Source organism: Butyrivibrio sp. (assembly GCF_017940685.1).
Lineage (GTDB): Bacteria > Bacillota > Clostridia > Lachnospirales > Lachnospiraceae > Butyrivibrio.
In genome coordinates this window covers 1-6,996 of sequence record NZ_JAGAYD010000153.1, presented here as the reverse complement: position 1 = coordinate 6,996, position 6,996 = coordinate 1, and the positions used below count along the sequence as shown (strand labels likewise).

7 protein-coding genes are annotated in these 6,996 nt (G+C 43.7%); all 7 read right to left on the bottom strand.

The window, feature by feature from the left end; genetic code table 11:
• Nucleotides 1-2,355 (bottom strand): alpha-galactosidase (locus J6I68_RS09810; protein ID WP_292220003.1); only part of this gene is annotated, 2,355 nt, incomplete at its 3' end.
• 21 nt (nucleotides 2,356-2,376) lie between these two features.
• Nucleotides 2,377-2,937, bottom strand: coding sequence for a TetR/AcrR family transcriptional regulator (locus tag J6I68_RS09805; protein ID WP_292220002.1), 561 nt, complete (start codon nucleotides 2,935-2,937; stop codon nucleotides 2,377-2,379).
• Nucleotides 2,938-2,954: 17 nt separating this feature from the next.
• Nucleotides 2,955-4,391 carry an aminoacyl-histidine dipeptidase gene (locus J6I68_RS09800; RefSeq protein ID WP_292220001.1) on the bottom strand — a complete coding sequence of 479 codons (1,437 nt, stop codon included), beginning with the start codon at nucleotides 4,389-4,391 and terminating at the stop codon, nucleotides 2,955-2,957.
• Nucleotides 4,392-4,509: 118 nt separating this feature from the next.
• On the bottom strand, nucleotides 4,510-4,866 hold the full coding sequence (gene rplT, locus J6I68_RS09795) for a 50S ribosomal protein L20 (RefSeq protein WP_120737025.1): 357 nt from the start codon (nucleotides 4,864-4,866) through the stop codon (nucleotides 4,510-4,512).
• A gap of 55 nt (nucleotides 4,867-4,921) precedes the next feature.
• Nucleotides 4,922-5,122, bottom strand: coding sequence for a 50S ribosomal protein L35 (gene rpmI, locus J6I68_RS09790; RefSeq protein WP_292203616.1), 201 nt, complete (start codon nucleotides 5,120-5,122; stop codon nucleotides 4,922-4,924).
• A gap of 37 nt (nucleotides 5,123-5,159) precedes the next feature.
• Complete coding sequence (gene infC / locus J6I68_RS09785; protein ID WP_292203648.1) at nucleotides 5,160-5,669, bottom strand: translation initiation factor IF-3; 510 nt, start codon at nucleotides 5,667-5,669, stop codon at nucleotides 5,160-5,162.
• Nucleotides 5,670-5,879: 210 nt separating this feature from the next.
• A complete protein-coding gene (locus tag J6I68_RS09780) occupies nucleotides 5,880-6,875 on the bottom strand; it encodes a helix-turn-helix domain-containing protein (RefSeq protein WP_292220000.1) in 996 nt (331 codons plus the stop codon).
• Nucleotides 6,876-6,996: the final 121 nt, after the last annotated feature.

The following is a 6,996-nucleotide window of genomic DNA, read 5'->3' as shown; positions in this document are numbered from 1 at the left end:
TCTCATGATCCTGGTTTCGTCGTTGTGGCCAGTTCCAGAGAAGGAAGCATTAAGTGAAAGGCCTCTTGTCCTTAAGGCTGCTCCAGAAATTGTGTCTTTTTGCTCTTCACTCTTTATATCCTTAAATATGCTGATCACGTTGTGCAGAAGTCCATCCTGCTTGATATGGACAGGAGCCACGTTATTGATAAGTGTTCCCATATCCTTGATGCTATAGGGAACTGCCCTGTTCCATACTGAGTAAAGGGCGTCGTCCAAAAGCCCCTTAGTTCTTATGCACTTGTAGTCATTGTTAGGTGTGGCGTTTCTCTCAACTGCAAAAGCCACAGCCCTCTGTTTATCCCGTGACACGATCATAAAGCCAGAGTCAGGGAGTCTGTAATAATCTCCAAACTGGAAAACATCTCTGTACTTCTTGTAAAACTCAACCTGATCCTTGATGAGCTTTTTATCAGCATCGTGCATGTCGCAGAGATTGAGCTCATAGCCAAAGCATCCAGCTGCCGCCAGTTCAAACCTTGACTCCAGGGGACTATTCATAAGTGTCTGATGATTAGGAACCGCTGAAACGTGGGCACCTACCGTACTTGCAGGATATCCGTAGCTGTATCCCCTCTGGATATCAAGCCTACAGAAGAAGTCTGTATCATCACTTCCCCAGATCTGTGGGAAGTAGGAAAGCATTCCAAGGTCAAAGCGGTTTCCGCCAGCTGAGCAGCCCTCAAAGAGGATCTTAGGGAAGGCATCTGTCAGCTCTTTTAATACCCTGTAAAGCCCAATGTAATATCTGTGCTGGAACTCGCCCTGCCTGTCAGGTGACAGGGAGGTTGAGAATCTGTCAGAGAATATCCTGTTCATATCCCACTTAACGTAGGATACATTACCTGCGGAAAAGACCTTTTTCATGGCCTCGATTATATAGTCCTGAACCTCTTTCCTGGTAAGATCCAGGTTCATCTGGTTGCGGCCTTCAGAGTGGCTCTGACCTGGAACCTGCACAGCCCAGTCTGGATGGGACCTGTAAAGGTCACTGTCCTTGTTCACCATCTCAGGCTCTACCCATACGCCAAGCTCCATGCCAAGATCGTTCATCTTCTGAGCAAGCTCTTTTATGCCTCCTGGAAGCTTTTTCTTGTTCTCATACCAGTCTCCAAGGGACCTGTGGTCGTCATTTCGCTGTCCAAACCAGCCATCGTCCATGACAAACAGCTCAATTCCGCACTTCTTTGCCTCTTTGGCAAGGCTAAGAAGAGACCCTTGCGTAAAGTTAAAGTAATTGGCCTCCCAGCTGTTTATAAGGACAGGGCGCTCCTTGTCGCGCCAATAGCCTCTTACTATGTGCTTTCTTACAAATCTGTGCATGTTTCCGGAAAGGCCATTGTAGCCCTCATCAGAATATGTCATTACAGCTTCCGGTGCTTCAAAGCTCTCACCCTTTTCAAGCTTCCAGCTAAAGCCAACAGGCTGTATTCCTGACACAAAGCGGCTTATGCTGGCTGCATTGGAAGAAAGAGCCTCATAGTGATTGCCACTGTAGATAAGGTTAAAGCCATATGCTTCGCCGTAATCATCGGTGGTTTCAGGTCTTGATACCATCACAAATGGATTGGAGCGTGATCCTGACTCTCCTGCAGCAAGCTCCTCTGAAACAGCCTTGCCACCATCTACAATAGAATCAAATCTGCCCATCTCATAGGCCCATCTTCCATGGAAGGATGTGAACTTATAGCCTGTGTCATAGAGATCAACGCAGGTGCTAAGAAGTCTGTCAATAGTAAGCGCGCTGTCGTTGTCGTTATAAAGGGCTGCACTTCTTGTGATAATGTCGCAGTCTGGGAAAACAGAATACACAAGCTCAAGTCTTGCGCTGTACTCCTTGTCAGCAAGCTTTAAAACCAGCTGCTCGCAGCCTCCCTCAGCGTCATAGGAAGATGGAAGGGTGTTTAGATTTCTTTTGCCCTTTCTCACCTCATAGTCATAGTAAAGGAAATTAGCGGTGGTTGAGCCATTTCCATAGGTCACTTCAAGAAAGGGCTCTCTGATGTCGCCCTTACCAAAGGTTGGAGCCTCAAGCCCGTACATTTCAAGACTGACATTCCTGAAATCATCGCTGAAGCCATTCATGTTTCCGCCGCCAAAATAGTGCTTTGGAGCGATAGCAATTGCTATTTTTTGAATCTCTTCCTTGTCTGCTCCTGGCCAGTCAATCTCATCCTTTAATCTGTCGTATTTTTCTCCAGATATAAGAGATCCGCCATAGTGAAGGTGCTCCAAATGACCTGTCTCAATGGCTCTGAACATATAGGATGTGTTTTTTGTCTGTAAAAGAAATACTTTACCGTCTGCGTATATCATTTTCCCCTCCGGATTTAAACCTTAGACTCTAAGTCCATTGATAATGATGTCGATCATACCATTTAAGGCTTCCTCGTAGCTAACGCTTGTCTTGGAGAGTTCTTCTGAACCAAGGAACTTCTCAATAGCACCCTCAATTATGAGCTTTACTACAGGAATAGGCATCTTGCGAAGCTTTCCCTCTTCCATGGCCTGCTTAAGGAGCTTTTCAGTCTCCTCCCAGTCGCTCTCTATCCTTGAAGATAATTTCTGATACACTGTGGGATATTTGTCCTTTAACTGATAAGCCATTCTAAAATCAATGTTTCTGTAGCTGTCAGGAAGGCAAACTATGACTCTTGAGAGCTTTTCAACGATGTCCAAAGAGTCATCGTTTAATATCTCTGCCTCTTTTTGCTTGATGGCAGTAAAACCATAGTCGACTGTGGCAAAGAAAAGCTCGTCCTTGTCATCAAATTCCTTGTAGATGGTCTTTTTGCTGATATGGAGCTCCTTGGAAATGTCGTCCATGGTGAACTTCATTCCCTTCTGGTTGAACTGGTTGATAACTGACTCCATAATGCTCTGACGTAATTTTTCCATGATAACCCCCTAAGCGCTTACTTAAGCACTGCCTTTAAATAATCCCAAACATTTGATGCCGATCTTACCGATAATTTTTCTTTTGTTGAATGAATATCCTGCATATCAGGACCGATTGAAATGCAGTCAAGTCCCTCTATCTTTTCACTTAAAATTCCGCACTCAAGACCTGCGTGGATTGCAAGGACTTTTGGCTCAACGCCGTACATCTCCTTGTAAACTGAAACCATGTGGTCTCTAAGCTCTGACTTCTGTCTGTACTTCCATCCGGGATATGAACCACTGACCTTAACCTTGGCGCCGTAGCCCTCAGAAATAGTCCTTATTTTTCTAATAAGGAAATCCTTGGAGGATGAAACCGAGCTTCTTACTGACTGCTCAATTGTCACCATATCCTCTGAAGTCTTAAGGATTCCAAGGTTTAAGGATGTCTCCACAAGGCCCTCTACACTGGAGCTCATTGCCTGAACACCATCTGGCATTACGCATATAAGAGAAAGAGCTTTTTTAGTATCCTCAGGGCTTATAACAGCTTCATTACCATCCTCAAGCTCTTTTACTGTGATGTTTACATCAGGGTCCTTAACTTCAAGCTCGCCCTTAATATCTTCAAGGCTCTTTGAAACTGAAGCCTTAAATGCCTCTGTCTTAGAAGGATCAAGGGATACGATAGCAGATGATACGTTTGGAATAGCGTTGTCTGCTACGCCTCCGCCTATTGTTTCAAGATTAAACTCTGCGCTGTCAAGGGCCTCTAAAAGAGTTCTTGATAGGATGATATTGGCGTTTCCTCTGCCCTTAATGATCATCTCTCCTGAGTGTCCGCCAAGAAGGCCAGATACCTCTACCTTAAGGCGCTTTCCGGCAGAAGCTACCCTCTTTACAGAAAGCTCTGAGTATACTCTTGCTCCACCTGCGCAGCTTACAATAAATGCGCCCTCTTCTTCGTTATCGATGTTAATGAGCTTTTTGCCCGCAAGGCTGCTAAGGTCGATGGCTGTAGCGCCAAACATTCCTGTTTCTTCGTTGGTTGTGATCACAACCTCAAGTGGTGGATGAGGAATATCCTTGGAATCCAAAAGTGCAAGGCAGTAAGCAACTGCAATACCATCGTCGCCTCCAAGGCTTGTTCCTTCAGCCCAGACATACTCTCCGTCTGTTTTGACCCTAAGACCGTCAGTAAGCATATTTATATCTGAGCTGTCTTCCTTAACAGCTACCATATCCATATGTCCCTGAAGGATCACAGGCTCTCTGTCCTCATATCCCGGGCTTGCAGGAGCCTTGATGATGACGTTGAGTTCTCCGTCCTGGATAAACTCAAGATTTCTCTCCATGGCAAATTTTACCAGGTAATCACTGATCTTCTGCAGATTTCCTGAACCGTGCGGGATATTGCATATCTCTTCAAAAAAATGAAAAACCTCTTTGGGTTGTAAATTTTCAAAAGCCATTTTGGCACCTCCAGATTATCTAAAAAATCCCATAAAAACAGGGGACTCAGTACACTGAGTCCCCTTAATTTTACTATCAAAAAACTATTATGACAACCAATAGTTTCCATTTTTTAATTTATGCGATCTTCTCTTTTGCAAGCTCTGCAAGTGTCTTGAATCCATCAGGATCATTTACAGCCATCTCTGCAAGCATCTTTCTGTTGATGTCTACGCCTGCAAGCTTAAGACCATGCATCATGTTGCTGTATGAAAGACCGTTGATACGAGCTGCTGCGTTGATACGTGTGATCCAAAGAGATCTCATATCTCTCTTCTTCTGCTTACGTCCAGCGAATGCAGATGTGAGTGCTCTCATAACTGACTGCTTAGCAACTCTGTACTGCTTTGATCTAGCTCCTCTATAGCCCTTAGCGAGCTTTAATACTCTATTGTGCTTCTTCTTGGCATTTAATGCGCCTTTAACTCTTGCCATCTTAATATTCCTCCTATTACTAATCCAAAAATCTTCTCTTCGCTACAGTGTATACTTATGCGTAAGGAAGGATCTGCTTCATTGTCTTTACATTTGTAGCGTCAACAAGTCCTGCGTGACGAAGATTTCTCTTTCTCTTTGTGGACTTCTTTGTTAAGATGTGGCGCTTGTACGCTTTGTTTCTCATGAGCTTGCCTGTGCCAGTTACCTTGAATCTCTTGGCAGCGGCTCTCTTTGTTTTCATCTTTTGCTGCATAACTAAATCCTCCTATATCTTTGCAAAAAATATTTTATTAATTCTTTTTCTCAGTAAGGAACATTGTCATACTACGTCCCTCAACCTTAGGCTGTTTCTCAATAACTGCAACGTCTGAAAGAGCCTCAGCAAAATCTGTAAGGATGTGAACGCTTGCTCCCATATGAGCCATCTCACGGCCTCTGAAACGAAGTGTGATCTTAACCCTATTTCCTTTTTCAAGGAACTTCTTGGCAGCATTGACCTTAGTATTAAGATCGTTGGTGTCAATGTTAGGGGAAAGTCTGATCTCCTTGATCTCGACAGTCTTCTGTTTCTTACGAGCCTCTTTCTCCTTGCGGAGCTGCTCATACTTGAACTTGCCATAGTCTACAACCCTACAAACAGGTGGCTTGGCAGTTGGGGCGATCATTACAAGATCAACACCCTCGTCCTCTGCGATCTTCTTGGCATCGCTAAGTGACATAACACCCAGCTGCTCGCCGTCAACTCCAATCACGCGGACCTCTTTAGCTCTGATCTGATCGTTAATAAATAACTCGCTAATGGTTTTATCCTCCTGAAAAAAAGTGGATACATCCGCAAATGTATCCACTAAAAAATCATAGTCATGATCCGAGCTTTTAGCACTGGATCTGAAAAGATATTAACCGCTACTGGCTGTGCCGCAGGGTGAGAGTGGATACTCTGCTTGGTTTTCAAATACTCAAGTACAATAACACATCTAAAAACTCATGTCAACAATATTTTTATATTATTATTTCATGGAAGCCCTGGTGATTCCTGCCACTGCTCCGAAAAGAACAGCTGCAACAGGCCATACTATCCATGTCATCTCCCACTGCATGGTAATGAAGCTCCATGCAAGGTATCCCGCAACAACTACAGGCCAGTAGATGCTGGCGATCTTTCCTACGGCTTTGCTTGCCTTTTTACCCTCTGAATTGTAATCCCCTTCCTGAAGGAGCTTGTTGTAGGACTCCATAATGCCACCAGCTCTGATGATGAGGTTAACACCTGTAGCTACAATTATGAGAAGAACAGATACAAGTAAAGGAATAATGTTCTCCTGTTTCTGGGTTGTGGCGATGAGACTTCCAATAATAAGCGGCAGGCTTGAAAGTATGCACAAAACCACACCAAGAGCAATAAATAACGTATGCTTTCTTTCAAAAGCCGCCTTTTTCTCTTTTACCATGCCATCTACGCCGTAGGCTGTGTCTATCGCATCTGTCTCCAGGAACTCATAAGGCTTAAGATATCTGTCATTCATTATGAATATGAATACAGCCACAGCAATTAAAATAAAAAGTGTGATAAGACCAACACCTGCTGCAACAGCTTCCGGAACAAAACCTAAAGCAGAAAAGCCTGCCATGGCAATAAGTACCACAGGTGAAAGGATGCACATTGAAACGCCACATGCTGTTAAAGGAGTAGTTTTTTCTACTTTATTTAGAAAATCAGATGCTTCCTCAAGACTTACATATCTGCGACTTCCGCCAGCAGATGCTGCGCTGTCCTCAATAAGTTCTCCGGTAACATGAGTTTCTTCAATCTCATCTTTAAGAAGGTAATCAGTGCTGACGCCAAAAATCTCTGACATCTTAAGTATCCTTCCAAGATCTGGTGTTGACTGTGCGCTCTCCCATTTAGAAACAGACTGTCTTGAAACATCAAGTCTATCTGCAAGGTCTTCCTGTGAAAGTCCAAGTTTTTTTCTCTCGTTAATAATTTTGTCAGCAAGTATCATTTTGTTTTCCTCCGCTATTTTCGTTTTTTGTTTCGAGATCTCTTTTGTTTGATTTTGTGATCTCAGATTACGAAAAATAACAGTTGCAATCTATAAAGTCGCCTTGGAAATTTGTCAACTG